Here is a 15,633-nt window from a genome sequence, read left to right on the forward strand (position 1 = left end):
GCCTTTGCGCCATGAGGATTTGCGGTGAAGAAAATCGCTGTGTTCGCCGATGTGCAGAACCTCTACTACACCGTTCGCCAGGCCTATGGTTGTCACTTCAACTATGCCGCCCTGTGGGCCGATATCAGCCAGCGTGGGCAGATTGTCGAGGCCTACGCCTACGCCATCGATCGTGGCGACAGCAAGCAGCAGCAGTTCCAGCAGATCCTGCGCAACCTCGGTTTCACGGTGAAGCTCAAGCCCTACATCCAGCGCAGCGACGGCTCGGCCAAGGGCGATTGGGACGTGGGCATCACCATCGATATCATGGACGCGGCGCCCCATGTCGACGAAGTGGTGCTGGCCTCCGGCGATGGCGATTTCGACCTGCTGCTCACGCGCATCATCGACAAGCACGGTGTCGAGGCCGTCGCCTATGGCGTGCCGGGACTGACGGCCAATTCGCTGATCCGCGCCGCCAGCCGCTATGTGCCCATCGAAGGCGCGTTGTTGTTGAAAAACTGAAACCGATTTTGCAAAGGGCTGGGCTTTTGGAACGTATTGCGGTCATCGACTTTGAAACCACGGGCATTACGCCGAACGCGGGGTGCCGGGCCACGGAAATCGCCGTGGTCATCCTGGAACAAGGGCGCATCGTCGACCGTTACCAGAGCCTGATGAATGCGGGCGTCAGGGTACCGGCCTTTATCGAACAACTGACCGGTATCAGCAACGCCATGTTGCGCACGGCGCCGTCGGCGGAGCGAGTGATGAACGAGGTCAACGAGTTCGTCGGGACCACTCCGTTGCTGGCGCATAACGCCGCGTTCGACCAGAAGTTCTGGGACTACGAGCTGGGGCGGATCAAGCGCACGCGCTTGCAAAATTTTGCCTGTTCGTTGCTGCTGGCGCGTCGGTTGATGCCGGCGGCACCGAATCACAAGCTGGGCACGCTGACTGCCTTCGCCCGCTTGCCGCATACGGGGCAGGCACACCGGGCCATGGCCGATGCCGAGATGGCGGCGAACCTGCTGGCGCATATGGCCGGCGAGTTGCGCGACAAGCATGGGGTGCAGGCGTTGTCCCATGAGTGGTTGTGCAAATTGCAGAAGGTGCCGGCGGCGAAGATCGGTGAGCATTTGAAGCGCTATCGGGGCGTTTGAGAGCGTTATCGCGCTCCCTTGCACAAGAGTGCCCCTAAGCCTGGCTGAGATTTGTGGCGAGCGGGCTTGCCCGCGCTGGGGCGCGAAGCGCCCCCAAAACCGGTAAAAACGGACGGTCGGTCACAACGCCGTAGCCGGTTTATCAGCCCTTCGCCTTTCCATTCACTTCCAAATGCCCCAATGGCACCCGCCGCTCAATCGCGCTCGACAGCACAATCGAGGTCTTGCTGAACCCGAACTGCGCAACACGATTGATCAACTGCTCCAGCTCCGCCATGCTCCCCACCGCCGCTTGCAGAATCACGCACGGATCCCCGGTCACCCGATGGCATTCGGTGATCTGCGGAATCTGCGCCAGGTCATCGTAGACCTGCTGCTTGCCATGCTGGTTGAGCCGCAACTCGATCACGCACTGGATCGGCAGGCCGATCTTGGCCAGGTCCACCTTGGCCTGATAGCCGGTGATGACCCCACTGCTTTCCAGCTTCGCCACCCGCTCCGCTACCGCCGGCGCGGACAGGTTGACCTTGCGCGCCAGCTCGGCGAACGAGGCACGGCCATTGTCCAGCAGCTCACCCAGGATCAAACGGTCGTATTTATCCATCCACAGGCTCTCTATTACGCAGGCTTTCGAAACAACGGCCGATAACCGTGATATCCATGCTTTGCAAAGTGTACTGGCCTTATAACACGGTTTTGTAACTTATTATTTGCCAGATGCCTTTCTAGAATAGCCTTCCCTTGTCCTGCTTGGATGCGCCCCCCATGCCTGCCCCACGCCGCTTTCCGTTACCGCTGATCGGTGCCTTTTTTGCGTTGTATTTCATCTGGGGCTCGACCTACCTGGCCATTCGTATCGGCGTGGAATTCTGGCCGCCGTTGATGATGGGCGGCATCCGTTTCGTCATCGCCGGCAGCCTGCTGTACGCCTACCAACGCTTTCGCGGGGTACCGGCGCCGACCTGGCAACAATGGAAAGCGGCGGCGGCCATTGGCGTGCTGCTGCTCAGTTTCGGCAATGGCGCGGTGACCCTGGCCGAGCACATGGGCGTGGCTTCGGGCGTCGCCGCGCTGACGGTGGCCACGGTGCCGCTGTTCACCTTGCTCTTCGGCTATTTCTGGGGCAACCGCAATACCGGCCTCGAATGGGCCGGGATCGTGCTCGGCCTGATCGGTATCGCCCTGCTGAACATGGGCTCCAACCTGCAAGCCAGTCCGCTCGGCGCCGGCCTGCTGCTGCTGGCGGCGGCGACCTGGGCCTTCGGTTCGGTGTGGAGCAAGCACCTGCCGCTGCCCCAGGGGGGCATGGCCAGCGCGGCGGAAATGCTGGTGGGCGGTGTGGTGCTGCTGCTGGCCAGCTTTGCCCGGGGCGAACGCCTGACCCAGATGCCCTCGACCGACGGCTGGATCGCCCTGGCCTACTTGACGTTCTTCGGCTCGATCATCGCCTTCAATGCCTACATGTACCTGCTGAAGCATGTGCGTCCGGCGGCGGCCACCAGTTATGCCTACGTCAACCCGGCCGTGGCGGTGCTGTTGGGTATCCTCTTCGCCGGCGAGCGCATCGGCTGGCCGGAGTGCATCGCCATGGCCGTGATCATCAGCGCCGTGGTGTTGATCGGTTTACCGCAGTGGCGCAAGCCGAAAGAGGCCTGACAGGGTAAACTGCCGCGCATTGCTTCACGGCGCTGACACTTTTTCCTACGGTATCCCCATGACATTCGCCACACTCGGCCTGATCGAACCCCTGACGCGGGCCCTGGACACCCTCGGTTACCAGACCCCCACACCGGTCCAGACCCAGGCCATTCCCGCCGTATTGGCCGGTCGCGACCTGATGGCCGCGGCCCAGACCGGTACCGGCAAGACCGCCGGTTTCGCCTTGCCGCTGCTGCAACTGCTGACGATGGAAGGGCCGAAAGTCGCCGCCAACTCGGTCCGTTCGCTGATCCTGGTGCCGACCCGCGAGCTGGCCGAACAGGTGCACGAAAGCGTGCGCCAGTACGCCGAGCACCTGCCGCTGAGCACTTACGCGGTGTACGGCGGCGTCAGCATCAACCCGCAGATGATGAAGCTGCGCAAGGGCGTCGACCTGCTGGTGGCGACCCCGGGCCGCCTGCTCGATCTGTTCCGCCAGAACGCCCTCAAGTTCAACCAGCTGCAGACCCTGGTGCTCGACGAAGCCGACCGTATGCTCGACCTCGGTTTCCAGGAGGAGCTGGGCAATATCTACAAGGCCCTGCCGAAAAAGCGCCAGACCCTGCTGTTTTCCGCGACCTTCTCCGATGCCATCCGCCTGCTGGCCGGGCAGATGCTCGACGATCCGCTGAGCATCGAAGTCAGCCCGCGCAACGTCGCGGCCAACACCGTCAAGCAGTGGCTGGTGACGGTGGACAAGAAGCGCAAGCCGGAGCTGTTCGTGCACCTGATGCGCAAGCAGCACTGGAAGCAGGTCCTGGTGTTCGCCAAGACCCGCAATGGCGTTGACCAACTGGTGGAAAAACTCCAGGGCCTGGGCGTCAATGCCGACGGCATCCACGGCGACAAGCCCCAGGCCACTCGCCAGCGCGCGCTGGACCGCTTCAAGGCGAGCGAGATCCAGATCCTGGTGGCGACCGATGTGGCGGCCCGTGGCCTGGACATCGAGGACTTGCCGCTGGTGGTCAACTTCGACCTGCCGATCGTGGCCGAGGACTACATTCATCGGATCGGTCGTACCGGTCGTGCCGGGGCCACCGGTGAGGCGATTTCCCTGGTCTGCGCCGATGAGGTGAATCTGCTGTCGGCTATCGAGACCCTGACCCGTCAGACCCTCAGGCGCCAGGACGAAGCCGGTTTTGAGCCGGATCACCGGGTGCCGGACACGGATGCCTCGGGCAGCGTGGTCAAGAAACCGAAGAAGCCGAAAAAACCGAAAGTCTCCGGCGGTGGCAAGCGCAACCTGGGCAAGTGGGTGGACAGCGGCGAGAAGCCGGAAGATGTGGCGCCGCCGATCAAGCCGGTGCGCAAGGTGCCGGCGTTCAATACCGGGCCGCGCAAGCGCAAGCCGTAAGGCGATACAGTGTTGGCTTAAAGGGCAATACGGTCATTGTAGGAGCCGGCTTGCTGGCGATGGCGTCCTTGAAAGCGATGCAAGACTCAAGGGCCTCATCGTCGGAGCGCCGCCCGCAGCAAGCCGGCTCCCACAGTTGTCCGCGTTACCCTGGGATTCCCTTGTCTCAAGCCTGGCGCCGCAACCACTCCAGCATCCCGTGTCCCGCCACCCGCCCGCTGGCAAAGCAGGCGGTGAGCAGGTAGCCGCCGGTGGGCGCTTCCCAGTCGAGCATCTCGCCGGCGCAGAACACCCCGGGCAACGCCTTGAGCATCAGCCGCTCATTCAAGGCTTCGAACGGTACGCCGCCCGCGCTGCTGATGGCCTCGTCCAGCGGCCGCGTCTTGACCAGCGTCAGCGGCAAGGCCTTGATGGCCCCGGCCAGGCGCGCCGGGTCGGCAAAGGTCTGGGCATTCGTCAGCTCACGCAGCAGCGCCGCCTTGATCCCGTCGATGCCCAACTGGCTGTGCAGGTGCTTGGCCATGGAGCGCGAGCCGCGCGGTTTGGCGAGCGCGGCCTGGACCTTGTCCAGGGGCTTGCCGGGCAGCAGGTCGATCTCGATCGTCGTGCTGCCCTGATGGTTGATCTGCTCGCGGATCGCTGCGGACAGCGCGTAGATCAGGCTGCCTTCGATGCCGCTGGCGGTGATCACGCATTCCCCCAGGCGCGGCGTGCCCTGGGGCAGGGCGATGGCGATGTTCTTCAGTGGAGCGCCGGCGAATTTGTCGCGCAGGACCTCGCTCCAGCCCGCGACGTCGAAGCCGCAGTTGCTCGGCTGCAAGGGCGCGACCGTCACCCCCTGTTGTTCAAACCATGGCAGCCAGGCCCCGTCGGAGCCCAGTCGCGCCCAGCTGCCGCCACCGAGTGCCAGGAGCGTGGCCTCGGGACGCAGGGTTTTTTCGCCGTCGGGGCTGTGGATAACCAGGCTGCCGTCGCGCCAGCCCAGCCAGCGGTGGCGGGTGTGGATAACTACCCCGGCTTCGCGCAGGCGCTTGAGCCAGGCGCGCAGCAGCGGGGCGGCTTTCATGTCGCTGGGGAAGACCCGGCCGGAGCTGCCGACAAAGGTAGTTATCCCCAGGCCGTGAATCCATTCGCACAGTTCATTGGCGCCGAAGGCCCGCAGCAGCGGGGCGATCTGCGGTGCCCGTTCGGCGTAGCGGGACAGGAACGCCGGATAGGCTTCGGAATGGGTGATGTTCATGCCGCCGACGCCGGCCAGCAGGAACTTGCGCCCCACCGAGGGCATGCCGTCGTAGAGGTCGACCTGGATACCCGCCTGGCTCAGGACCTCGGCGGCCATCAGGCCGGCGGGGCCGCCACCGATAATGGCGACGTGGGGGGAGGCGTCAGGGGCTGGTTGGGTCATGGCGGGCTGCGACTTGGCTGAACGAGCCGGGCATTCTACGTTTTTCCGCCGATGCTGTGGTGCACGTGGACCATTGTAGGAGCCAGCTTGCTGGCGATGGCGTCCTTGAAATCGATGCAACACTCAAGGACCTCATCGCCAGCAATCGAGCGTCGACCGGCTGCTCCTACAGTAGATCGCATCCCCCTGTAGGGCGCGCGGTGGCTTCAGAGAAGCTGTACGAAAAACATACAGGCTCCTGTAACCCTTTCTCCGTAAGGCCCGCAGCGTATTTCACTCAGGTTATCCACAGGCGGTTCCACAGCCATTGTGGGTAAGCCCAGGCTTCAATGACAACCCGATGACGTCCAGACCTTGCGCGCGCTGTGGTGCAGGATCCCGTGGCGCCGGGCCAGGGCCTGGCGATCCTTGCTGTAGCCGCCGCCGATCACCCCGACCACCGGGATATCCCGGCCCAGGCAATGGCGCAGGACGCTTTCATCCCGGGCGGCAACGCCCTCATCGGTGAGTTTCAGGTAACCCAGGGCATCGTCCTTGTGCACATCCACGCCGGCGTCGTACAGCACCAGGTCCGGCTGGTAGAGCGGCAGCAGGTAGTTCAGGGCGTCATCCACCACCTTGAGGTAGTCGCTGTCACCCATGCCCATGGGCAAGGGAATGTCCCAGTCGCTGTGGGCCTTGCGCGCCGGGAAGTTTTTCTCGCAGTGCAGCGAAACCGTGATGGCGTCCGGAGTGTCCTCCAGGATGCGCGCCGTGCCGTCACCCTGGTGCACATCGCAGTCGAAAATCAGCACCCGACCCACGCGGCCGCTTTCCAGCAGGTAGCGGCTGATGATCGCCAGGTCGTTGAAAATGCAGAACCCCGCCGGGTGATCGTAATGGGCATGGTGCGTGCCGCCTGCCAGGTGACAGGCCAGGCCGTGCTCCAGCGCCTGCTCGGCGGCCAGCAGGGAGCCGCCGACCGCGCGCACGGTGCGGCGCGCCAGGGCTTCGTTCCAGGGCAGGCCGAGGCGGCGCTGGTCTTCGCGGGACAGCTCGCCCGCCAGATAGCGCTCGATGTAGCCACGGTCGTGGGCCAGGGCGAGGATATCCACAGGGCAGATCTGCGGGCGCAGCAGATCGGCGTCCCGGGTCAGGCCGCTGTCCACTAGGTGATCGCGCAGCAGGCGGAACTTGTCCATGGGAAAGCGATGCTCCGCGGGGAAGTCGGGGCTGTAGTCATCGTGGTAGATCAGGGGCAACGGCATGGCATGCTTATGTGGGAAGACATGTAGGAAGAAGTGAAGGATCTTATCAGCGCGGTACACTGATGAGCAGGGAGTCAGCCTTGAAGGCATCCGCGGGAGGAATTGATGGAGCCGATACTGCAACTTGAGAGCGCACGCTTGCTGTTGCGCCAGTGGCGCGACGAGGACCTGCCGGAGTTTGCCCGGATGTGTGCCGACCCTCAGGTGATGCGCTATTTCCCGACGGCCCTGAACCGTCTGGAAAGTGCCGCATTGATCGGACGGATTCGCGGGCACTTCGCCGAATACGGCTTTGGCCTCTGGGCCCTGGAGCGCAAGGACACCGGGGCCTTTATCGGCCTGACCGGGCTGATGCAGGTGAACTTCGACGCCGCCTTCACCCCGGCGGTGGAGATCGCCTGGCGCCTGGCCCGCGAGCACTGGGGCCTGGGCTACGCCAGCGAGGCGGCCTGGACCGCGTTGGGTTGCGGCTTCGAGCACCTGGCCCTGGAGGAGATCGTGGCCTTTACCACCGAGAGCAATACGGCTTCGCAGAAGGTCATGCAGGCCATCGGCATGGATTACGATCCTCGGTCCGATTTCGATCATCCGAAGCTTGCCGACGACCATCCGTTGCGTCATCACGTGCTCTACCGCATCAGCCGCGAGCAATGGCTGCGAACTCTGCTGGGATAGCCGCGGGGTTGGCCGATCCGCTGCAACGCCTGGTGCGACAAACGCTGTATCATTCGAGGCCTGTGGCAAGCCTGCTGGCCACACAAGCACGGATGGCTTGATATCGTCTTTAAGTGAACCGTATTGCCCTGTGTGAGGAGCGTTTGAATGAGCCAAGTGCTGGAAGACCTGGTCGACTTGCTGACCCTGGAGCCGATTGAAGAAAACCTGTTTCGCGGCCGCAGCCAGGACCTCGGGTTTCGCCAGTTGTTCGGCGGCCAGGTACTGGGCCAGTCGCTGTCGGCGGCCAGCCAGACGGTCGAGCCGACGCGGCATGTGCATTCGATGCACGGCTACTTCCTGCGCCCGGGCGATGCCGCACTGCCGGTGGTCTACTCGGTCGACCGGGTACGCGACGGCGGCAGTTTCAGCACGCGGCGCGTCACGGCGATCCAGAAGGGCCAGCCGATCTTCACGTGCAGCGCCTCGTTCCAGTACGACGAGGTCGGCTTCGAGCACCAGAGCAGCATGCCCCAGGTGGTGGGGCCGGAGAACCTGGCCACCGAGCTGGAACTCACCCAGCAGCGCGCCCACCTGATCCCCGAGCACATGCGCGACAAGCTCCTGTGCCCCAAACCCATCGAAGTGCGCCCGGTCACCGAGAAGGACCCTTACAACCCGCAGCCGTCGGACCCGGTCAAGTACGTCTGGTTCCGCGCCGACGGTGCGCTGGCCGACTCGCCGGCGCTGCACAAGTACCTGCTGGCCTACGCCTCGGACTTCGGCCTGTTGACCACCTCCATGCTGCCCCATGGCAAGTCGGTGTGGCAGAAGGATATGCAGGTCGCCAGCCTCGACCACGCGCTGTGGTTCCACGCCGACCTGCGGGCCGACGACTGGTTGCTGTATGCGATGGACAGCCCCTGGGCCGGCAACTCCCGCGGGTTCTCCCGGGGCAGCGTGTACAACCGCGCCGGGGTGCTGGTGGCCTCGGTGACCCAGGAAGGCCTGATCCGTCATCGCAAGGATTGGGCATGAGTCTGTCGGATGTGCGTCATTGGGTGTTCGACATGGACGGCACCCTGACCGTCGCCGTGCACGACTTCGCCGCCATCCGCGTGGCCCTGTCGATTCCGCCGGAACACGACATCCTGACGCATCTGGCGGCGCTGCCCGCCGCTGAGGCGGCTGCCAAACATGCCTGGTTGCTGGAGCATGAGCGGGATCTGGCGCTGGGTTCGAAACCGGCGGTGGGGGCGGTGGAGCTGGTCCGCGAGTTGGCCGGGCGCGGTTATCGCCTCGGCATCCTCACGCGCAATGCCCGCGAGCTGGCCCATGTGACGCTGGAGGCCATCGGTCTGGCCGACTGTTTCGCGGTGGAGGATGTGCTGGGCCGCGACGAAGCACCGCCCAAGCCGCATCCGGGTGGTCTGTTGAAACTGGCCGCCGCCTGGGACGTGGCGCCGAGCGAGTTGGTGATGGTCGGCGATTATCGCTTCGACCTGGATTGCGGCCGGGCGGCGGGGGCGAGGACGATATTGGTCAACCTGCCGGACAACCCCTGGCCGGAGCTGACGGATTGGCATGCCGAGGATTGCGTGGTGCTTCGGCAGATGCTTTCAGCCTGATGAGACACTCTTGTGGCAAGCCCGCTCGCCACAAGAGGATCGCTTACTGCTCGAACAACGCCTTCTGCCCCTGCGGCGAGGTCAACATCCCATCACCGTCATGCCCGACCCCAGGTACCTCCACCAGCGTCTGCGTGAACCCTTGCGGATGACGCTGTTGCAGGTAGGCAAAATAGTTATGTCCGCGGATCAACCGATACGCGCCCTGGGCCTCCGCCGCGCAGCTCTTGTCCAGGACCGGATGGTTCGGGTCGGTATCCCGTTGCCCCAGCAGGTAGGTGATATCGCGCTGCACATAACCCTGCTCCAACTGCTCGGGTGATTGACCCATGGCGTAGGCCGGCAGGTCCTGCAGGCCGTATTTCCAACGGTTGAATCCCGGGCAACTCGACGGATTGAACCCCGCCACCGGTCGCTGGGCGCTGAAATAGGCATAGGACGACGGGTTGGCGATCACATAGCGCAGCTTGATGCCGCTCCCCGCCAATTGCCTGTCGCCATGCCCCGCCAGTGCATAGCGCTGCACCACCTGGGCACCGCCGGAGTGCCCGGCGACAACCACTTCACGCAGGGCCGGAAACGCTTTGCGATCGCCCAGGCGCGCGAGGATTTCATCCAGGGCCGCATAGGAACTCAGCGCCGAAGGCCCGGTCGAGTCCGCGCCAGCCATCCAGTCATTGCCCCGCCAGCGCAGCAGGTTATCTGGCAGGTGATTGAGTCGCACATCGCTTTCATTGAGGAACTGCGGGGCGATGATCAGGCTGGTGGTCGCTTGTCCGGCCAGGGCGGCGGCCTGCTCGGCGCTGTGCAGATAGGTCTGGGCGTTGCGCTGGTGTCCATGCACGATGATCACTGCGCGCCGGACCTCCGGCAGCGGCCGGCGCCAGTCCTGGCTGAGGCCCAGCGCGAGCTCCCCGGCACCCATGGCCAGCCGTTCGGGGCTGATGACGCGCACGGGTGCCGCTTGGATGCTGGTTGCAGCCAGGTAGAGCGCGGCCAGTGAGAGTAGTCGGTACATCCACGGATTCCTCTTAGCGAAGACGTCGTACTGGTCTTTCCTGCCCTTGCTGTCGCCGCGAGCATTCACGCCATTGTCGCTACGTCTTCCTGTTTTCCAGAGCATACTGGAATCGTTTTGCGGATATCTTACCGAGTGTCTCTGTGGCGTGGTGAGGGGAGGCCAGTCCCTGTAGGAGCAGCCGGTCGACGCTCCTACATGAACGGCATGAGGCGAATCCGGTCGTTCAGAGCTAAAGCCGAAAGCGGGTCACCAGGCCTTGCAGGTCCAGCGCCAGTTGGGCCAGCTCATGGCCGGTGGCCTGGGTCTGGCGCGATGCCTCGGCACTTTCCTGCGACAGGTCGCGAATGTTCAGCAGGTTGCGGTCAACCTCGCGCGCCACCTGGGCCTGTTCTTCCGAGGCGCTGGCAATCACCAGGTTGCGCTCGTGAATCTGCTCCATGGCCCGGGTGATCTCACCCAGGGCACTGCCGGCATGCTCGGCGAAGTCCAGGGTGTCGGCGACCCGTTGGTGGCTGCCGTGCATCGACTGCACGACGCTGTCGGTACGCCCCTGGACATTGGCGATCATCTGTTCGATTTCCCGGGTCGACTGCTGGGTGCGGTGGGCGAGGGCGCGTACTTCATCGGCGACCACGGCAAAGCCACGTCCGGCCTCACCCGCGCGAGCCGCCTCGATGGCCGCGTTGAGGGCCAGCAGGTTGGTCTGTTCGGCAATCGCGCGAATCACATCGAGCACCTTGCCGATCTCCCGCGATTGCTCGGCCAGCGATTGCACCTGCTGCAGCGCCGAGCCGACATCGCTGCTCATCGACTGGATCGAGCCCAGGGTCGCGTCCACCCGTTGGCGGCCCTGGCTGGCCTGTTCGCTCGACTGGCGGGTGACATCGGAGGTGGAGACGGCATTGCGCGCGACCTCCTCGACGGCCGTGGTCATCTCGTTGACCGCCGTGGCGGCCTGTTCGATTTCCTGGTGCTGTTGCTGTACGCGGCGGCTGTCCTGCTCGGTGCTCCGGTTCATCCGCCCGGCGGTGTCCGCCAGTCGGCCGGAGGTGCCGCTGATCATCTGCAAGGTCTCGCGCAGGCTGTCCTGCATGCTCGCCAGGGCCTTGAGCAGGCGCGCGGTTTCGTCGTTGCCGTGGCTGTGCGGGGTGCTGGTCAAGTCGCCACTGGCCACCTGTTCGGCGATGTGCATGGCCTGGCGAATCGGCCCCACGATACTGCGGATCAACAGCCAGGCCAGCAGCAGTGTCAGGCCCGAGACGGCCGCGAGCGCGCCGATCACCGTGACTTTCACCCGGCCATACAGCGTATCGGCGTGGGCGGCGGAGTCGCTGACTTCCTGGGCGCTGAGGTTGACCAGTTCGGCGAACTGATCGCCGGTGCGTGTCGAATACTCCTGGATCTTGCCATTGAGCAGGGCGTTCATTTCTTCGCTGCGGTTTTGCTGTGACAGCTGCTCGTATTGATCCAGCGCCTGGCGATAGTCCTGCACCGTGGCCAGGAAGGCGTCATAGGGCTTGCGGTTGTGCTCGTCGACCAGCGGCGCGAACTTGTCCAGCGAGTCCTGCAGCCAGCCTTTGACCAGGTGCAGGCGCGCGACGGTCGACTCGAGCACCTTGGGCTCGCGATTGAGCGCCATGCGCAGGCTCAGCACACGGATGCTCAGCACGTAGTCGCGGATTTCGCCCAGGTAACGGGTGCTGGGCAAGGAGATGGTTTCGATATGTTGTCCAGTGGCCCGCACCTGGGCGACCTGTTGCAGGGCAAACAAGCCCTGGAGCAGGACCAGCAGGGCGATCACACCGAAGCTGACCAGCGCACGCTGGGCGATGCTCGGATTTCTCAGGCTCATGGCTGATGCTCTTGCGTCGAGGGGAGGGCAGCCGGTCGGCGGTTGCCGGTACGGGGGCCTGGAACCAGGCCCCCGTGGAGGGCCGATCAGTCCGCCAGGTTGGGGATCTTGCGCGGGGCCATGAAGTACAGCCATGTCAGGGCAATGAAGTACATCGCCGGGATCAGGGTGAACAACACGGCGTAGTTGTTGTTCGTGACGGTCAGGATGTAGCCCACCAGTTGGGTCATGAACATGCCGCCGACGGCCGCGCACATGCCGCCGAAACCGAACACCGTGCTCATCATGTGCTTGGGGGTGTAGTCCATCACCAGGCTCCAGATGTTCGCGGTCCAGGCCTGGTGCGCGCCGATGGCCAGGGAGATTGCCGCGACGGCCACCCACAGGTGGCTGGCGCCGGCGGCCATCACCACGCCGACGATGCAGCAGGCGAACAGCAGCATCGACAGCAGGCGGGCGCGGATCGGGTTGATGCCGCGACCGATCAGGAACGAGGAGAGGATGCCGCCACCGACGCTGCCGAAGTCGGCGGTCATGTAGATGATGATCAGCGGGATGCCCATTTGCGTCACGCTGATGCCCAGGTTGTATTGCTGGTTGAGGAACGGCGGCAGCCAGTACAGGTAGAACCAGAACACCGGTGCGGTGAGCGAGTAGGCCAGGGCGAAGGCCCAGGTGCCGCGCATGCGCAGGATCCGCGAGAAGGGCACGCCGGGTTGAACCGGTTCGGCTTCCTGCTGGATATAGGCCAGTTCCGAGGCTTTCACCGAGGGGTGCTCTTGCGGGTCGAAGTATTTCAGGCCCCAGCACACCAGCCAGACGCCACCCAGCGCCGACATGCAGAGGAACGCCGCCTGCCAGCCCCAGACCTGCAGGATCAATGGCAACAACATGGGGGTGAACATCGCCCCGACATTGGTCCCGGCATTGAAGATACCGGTGGCCACCGCGCGTTCACCGGCCGGGAACCACAGGCGGGTGGTTTTCACGCAGGCCGGGTAGTTGGCGGCTTCGGTCAGGCCGAGAATGAGCCGGCAGACCATGAAGCCCACCGCCGAAGTTGCCAGGCCGTGGGCACCGGTCGCCAGGCTCCACAACAGCACGGAGAAGAAGAACACCCGCTTCACACCGATCTTGTCGATCAGCCGTCCCTGCAGGACGAACCCGACGGCGTAGCCGACCTGGAACCAGAAGTTGATGTTGGCGTAGTCCATCGCCGTCCAGCTCATTTCCTTGGACAGGATGGGCTGCATCACGCCCAGGGCGGCGCGGTCGATGTAGTTCAGGGTGGTGGCGAAGAACACCAGGGCCAGCATGCCCCAGCGGGTCGTGCCGACGGCCATGGCGCCGCGAATCTTGTCGGCGATACCGCCGCGGGTGCTGCCCTGGGTGACAGGGGAGCTTTGTGAAGTCGAGAGCATGAGCGATTACCCGTTTTTTGGAATTGTCTGGGTGTGTTTCTGGAGCGTTTGAAGCACTGCCTTGGCTGGGATGATGGTGCGCAGTGGGCAAAAAACCGTCAATTCGCCGGAGGTCATTGTGGTCGATAATCGCACACAAAACTAACTGGTTCGTACACTTTGATTGATGTATGTCTTTCCCGCCTCGATAATTTGGCTGCCTTGAAGGAGCGCTCACGAAGCGCCGCTCCCCAGGGACAGGCTCGTCTTCACAACAAAAAGCCCACTGCCGGGAGTCCACCTATGCAGCGTTCCATTGCCACCGTTTCCCTGAGCGGCACCTTGCCGGAAAAACTCGAAGCCATTGCCGCCGCCGGGTTCGATGGCGTGGAAATCTTCGAGAATGACCTGCTGTATTACGACGGCAGCCCTAGGGAAATCCGCCAGATGTGCGCGGACCTCGGCATCGCCATCACCCTGTTCCAGCCTTTTCGCGACTTCGAAGGCTGCCGCCGCGACCGCCTGCCGCGCAACCTGGAACGCGCCGAGCGCAAGTTCGATCTGATGCAGGAGCTGGGCACCGACCTGGTGCTGGTGTGCAGCAATGCGTCGGCCGACAGCGTGGGTGAGCAACAGATCCTGGTCGACGACCTGCACCTGCTGGCCGAGCGCGCAGGCGCCCGTGGCCTGCGTATCGGTTACGAGGCCCTGGCCTGGGGCCGGCACGTCAATACCTACCAACAGGTCTGGGACATCGTCCGCAAGGCCGATCATCCGAGCCTCGGGGTGTTGCTCGACAGCTTCCACACCTTGTCGCTCAAGGGCGATCCGAGCGCCATCGCGCAGATTCCCGGCGACAAGATCTTCTTCGTGCAAATGGCCGATGCGCCGATCCTGGCCATGGACGTCCTGGAGTGGAGCCGACATTTCCGCTGCTTCCCGGGGCAAGGTGAATTCGACCTGCCCGGATTTCTCGCACCGATCATCAAGAGTGGCTACACGGGGCCGCTGTCCCTGGAAATCTTCAACGACGGTTTCCGCGCCGCGCCGCCTCGGGCCAATGCCGCCGACGGCTTGCGTTCGTTGCTGTACCTGGAAGAGAAAACCCGCGAGCGCCTGGCGCAAGAGGCCGAACCGCCGGCCAACCTGGACATCTTGTTCGCGCCGCCACCGGTCAGCGAAAACGATGGCATCGAGTTCCTCGAGTTCGCCGTGGATGAAAGCCTCGGCGCCAAGTTGACCCACTGGCTGGAACGCCTGGGCTTTGCCAAGGCCGGGCAGCACCGCTCGAAAAGCGTCAGCCTGTTGCGCCAGGGCGATATCAACCTGATCCTCAACTCCGAACCCTACTCGTTTGCCCACAGTTTCTTCGAGGCCCACGGCCCGTCCTTGTGCGCCACGGCGATTCGGGTCGACGACAGCGCCAGCGCCTTGTCCCGGGCCGTGGCCTACAAGGGGCAGCCCTATCGCGGCCTGGTCGGCCCGAACGAACTGGAGCTGGCGGCGGTGCGGGCGCCGGATGGCAGCCTGATCTACCTGGTGGACAAGGACGCCACTGGGCAGACGCTCTACGACACCGATTTCAATCTGCTGCCTGCCGCGCCTTCGCGCACGGGGCTCAAGCGCATCGACCACATGGCCATGGCGTTGCCCGCCGACAGCCTCGACAGCTGGGTGCTGTTCTACAAGAGCCTGCTGGATTTCGAAGCCGACGATGAGGTGGTGCTGCCCGATCCGTATGGCTTGGTGAAGAGCCGGGCACTGCGCAGCCGCTGCAGTTCGATCCGTCTGCCGCTGAACATTTCCGAGAACCGCAACACGGCGATTTCCCATGCGCTGTCGAGCTATCGCGGCTCAGGCGTCCACCATATCGCTTTTGAGTGTGACGATATTTTCGCCGAGGTCAGCCGGGCGAAAGCGGCGGGCGTACCGTTGCTGGATATCCCGCTCAATTACTACGACGATCTGGCGGCGCGCTTCGATTTTGACGATGAGTTCCTCAGCGAGCTGGCCTACTACAACGTGCTGTATGACCGCGATGCCCAGGGCGGAGAGTTGTTCCACGTCTATACCGAGCCGTTCGAGGGGCGGTTCTTCTTCGAGATCCTGCAACGTCGTAATGGCTATGCCGGGTATGGGGCTGCGAACGTCGCAGTGCGCCTGGCGGCGATGGCCAAGTCCCGCAGTGGCGGGGTACGCCAGGCCCGGCTTTAATCCGACTGACACGCATCC

14 protein-coding genes are annotated in these 15,633 nt (G+C 64.0%); 8 read left to right on the forward strand and 6 right to left on the reverse strand.

Features of this window, described 5'->3' with window-relative positions; genetic code table 11:
- The first annotated feature begins 24 nt into the window (after positions 1-24).
- The gene (locus tag NUH87_RS21250; protein WP_040071143.1) at positions 25-504 is read left to right on the forward strand and encodes an NYN domain-containing protein; all 480 of its coding nucleotides are present in this window, start codon (positions 25-27) and stop codon (positions 502-504) included.
- Positions 505-530: 26 nt separating this feature from the next.
- On the forward strand, positions 531-1,142 hold the full coding sequence (locus NUH87_RS21255) for a 3'-5' exonuclease (protein ID WP_338522565.1): 612 nt from the start codon (positions 531-533) through the stop codon (positions 1,140-1,142).
- 142 nt (positions 1,143-1,284) lie between these two features.
- On the opposite strand, the gene NUH87_RS21260 is transcribed toward NUH87_RS21255, so the two are convergent.
- The gene (locus NUH87_RS21260) at positions 1,285-1,746 is read right to left on the reverse strand and encodes an Lrp/AsnC family transcriptional regulator (protein ID WP_040071139.1); all 462 of its coding nucleotides are present in this window, start codon (positions 1,744-1,746) and stop codon (positions 1,285-1,287) included.
- 161 nt (positions 1,747-1,907) lie between these two features.
- Here NUH87_RS21260 and yedA point away from each other — a divergent pair, with 161 nt between their 5' ends.
- Together yedA and NUH87_RS21270 are read left to right on the forward strand one after the other, a co-directional pair.
- Positions 1,908-2,798 carry a drug/metabolite exporter YedA gene (gene yedA / locus NUH87_RS21265; protein WP_338522566.1) on the forward strand — a complete coding sequence of 297 codons (891 nt, stop codon included), beginning with the start codon at positions 1,908-1,910 and terminating at the stop codon, positions 2,796-2,798.
- A gap of 58 nt (positions 2,799-2,856) precedes the next feature.
- Positions 2,857-4,194 (forward strand): DEAD/DEAH box helicase, encoded by a 1,338-nt coding sequence (locus NUH87_RS21270; protein WP_338522567.1) that lies wholly within the window; start codon positions 2,857-2,859, stop codon positions 4,192-4,194.
- Positions 4,195-4,360: 166 nt separating this feature from the next.
- On the opposite strand, the gene NUH87_RS21275 is transcribed toward NUH87_RS21270, so the two are convergent.
- Positions 4,361-5,599 carry a TIGR03862 family flavoprotein gene (locus NUH87_RS21275; protein ID WP_338522568.1) on the reverse strand — a complete coding sequence of 413 codons (1,239 nt, stop codon included), beginning with the start codon at positions 5,597-5,599 and terminating at the stop codon, positions 4,361-4,363.
- 326 nt (positions 5,600-5,925) lie between these two features.
- The gene (locus NUH87_RS21280; RefSeq protein WP_338522569.1) at positions 5,926-6,846 is read right to left on the reverse strand and encodes a histone deacetylase; all 921 of its coding nucleotides are present in this window, start codon (positions 6,844-6,846) and stop codon (positions 5,926-5,928) included.
- Between the two features lie 105 nt (positions 6,847-6,951).
- On the opposite strand from NUH87_RS21280, the gene NUH87_RS21285 reads away from it, so the two are divergent.
- The 3 genes from NUH87_RS21285 to NUH87_RS21295 all read left to right on the forward strand — a co-directional run bounded on the left by NUH87_RS21285 (position 6,952) and on the right by NUH87_RS21295 (position 9,128).
- On the forward strand, positions 6,952-7,521 hold the full coding sequence (locus NUH87_RS21285; protein WP_338522570.1) for a GNAT family N-acetyltransferase: 570 nt from the start codon (positions 6,952-6,954) through the stop codon (positions 7,519-7,521).
- 147 nt (positions 7,522-7,668) lie between these two features.
- Positions 7,669-8,538, forward strand: a complete 870-nt coding sequence (tesB, locus tag NUH87_RS21290; RefSeq protein ID WP_338522571.1) for an acyl-CoA thioesterase II — start codon at positions 7,669-7,671, stop codon at positions 8,536-8,538.
- A complete protein-coding gene (locus NUH87_RS21295) occupies positions 8,535-9,128 on the forward strand; it encodes an HAD family hydrolase (protein WP_338522572.1) in 594 nt (197 codons plus the stop codon). Before tesB ends, NUH87_RS21295 begins: the two co-directional genes overlap by 4 nt.
- Before the next feature lie 43 nt (positions 9,129-9,171).
- Here NUH87_RS21295 and NUH87_RS21300 read toward each other — a convergent pair whose 3' ends face one another.
- The 3 genes from NUH87_RS21300 to NUH87_RS21310 form a co-directional block, all read right to left on the reverse strand.
- Positions 9,172-10,146, reverse strand: a complete 975-nt coding sequence (locus NUH87_RS21300; protein WP_338522573.1) for an alpha/beta hydrolase — start codon at positions 10,144-10,146, stop codon at positions 9,172-9,174.
- Between the two features lie 232 nt (positions 10,147-10,378).
- On the reverse strand, positions 10,379-12,001 hold the full coding sequence (locus NUH87_RS21305; protein ID WP_338522574.1) for a methyl-accepting chemotaxis protein: 1,623 nt from the start codon (positions 11,999-12,001) through the stop codon (positions 10,379-10,381).
- Positions 12,002-12,087: 86 nt separating this feature from the next.
- A complete protein-coding gene (locus NUH87_RS21310; RefSeq protein WP_338526884.1) occupies positions 12,088-13,344 on the reverse strand; it encodes an MFS transporter in 1,257 nt (418 codons plus the stop codon).
- A 360-nt stretch (positions 13,345-13,704) separates the two neighbouring features.
- On the opposite strand from NUH87_RS21310, the gene quiC reads away from it, so the two are divergent.
- Positions 13,705-15,615, forward strand: a complete 1,911-nt coding sequence (gene quiC, locus NUH87_RS21315; protein ID WP_338522575.1) for a 3-dehydroshikimate dehydratase QuiC — start codon at positions 13,705-13,707, stop codon at positions 15,613-15,615.
- Positions 15,616-15,633: the final 18 nt, after the last annotated feature.

This window comes from Pseudomonas batumici, from assembly GCF_036585405.1.
Classification (GTDB): domain Bacteria; phylum Pseudomonadota; class Gammaproteobacteria; order Pseudomonadales; family Pseudomonadaceae; genus Aquipseudomonas; species Aquipseudomonas batumici.

What these genes read in the sequence shown, in the direction of transcription:
- NUH87_RS21310 (WP_338526884.1), bottom strand. Translation starts at nt 13,344, where the DNA reads ATGGCCGTCGGCACGACCCGCTGGGGCATGCTGGCCCTGGTGTTCTTC.
- NUH87_RS21300 (WP_338522573.1), bottom strand. Translation starts at nt 10,146, where the DNA reads ATGTACCGACTACTCTCACTGGCCGCGCTCTACCTGGCTGCAACCAGC.
- yedA (WP_338522566.1), top strand. Translation starts at nt 1,908, where the DNA reads ATGCCTGCCCCACGCCGCTTTCCGTTACCGCTGATCGGTGCCTTTTTT.
- NUH87_RS21280 (WP_338522569.1), bottom strand. Translation starts at nt 6,846, where the DNA reads ATGCCGTTGCCCCTGATCTACCACGATGACTACAGCCCCGACTTCCCC.
- NUH87_RS21260 (WP_040071139.1), bottom strand. Translation starts at nt 1,746, where the DNA reads ATGGATAAATACGACCGTTTGATCCTGGGTGAGCTGCTGGACAATGGC.
- NUH87_RS21270 (WP_338522567.1), top strand. Translation starts at nt 2,857, where the DNA reads ATGACATTCGCCACACTCGGCCTGATCGAACCCCTGACGCGGGCCCTG.
- NUH87_RS21275 (WP_338522568.1), bottom strand. Translation starts at nt 5,599, where the DNA reads ATGACCCAACCAGCCCCTGACGCCTCCCCCCACGTCGCCATTATCGGT.
- NUH87_RS21285 (WP_338522570.1), top strand. Translation starts at nt 6,952, where the DNA reads ATGGAGCCGATACTGCAACTTGAGAGCGCACGCTTGCTGTTGCGCCAG.
- tesB (WP_338522571.1), top strand. Translation starts at nt 7,669, where the DNA reads ATGAGCCAAGTGCTGGAAGACCTGGTCGACTTGCTGACCCTGGAGCCG.
- NUH87_RS21305 (WP_338522574.1), bottom strand. Translation starts at nt 12,001, where the DNA reads ATGAGCCTGAGAAATCCGAGCATCGCCCAGCGTGCGCTGGTCAGCTTC.
- quiC (WP_338522575.1), top strand. Translation starts at nt 13,705, where the DNA reads ATGCAGCGTTCCATTGCCACCGTTTCCCTGAGCGGCACCTTGCCGGAA.
- NUH87_RS21295 (WP_338522572.1), top strand. Translation starts at nt 8,535, where the DNA reads ATGAGTCTGTCGGATGTGCGTCATTGGGTGTTCGACATGGACGGCACC.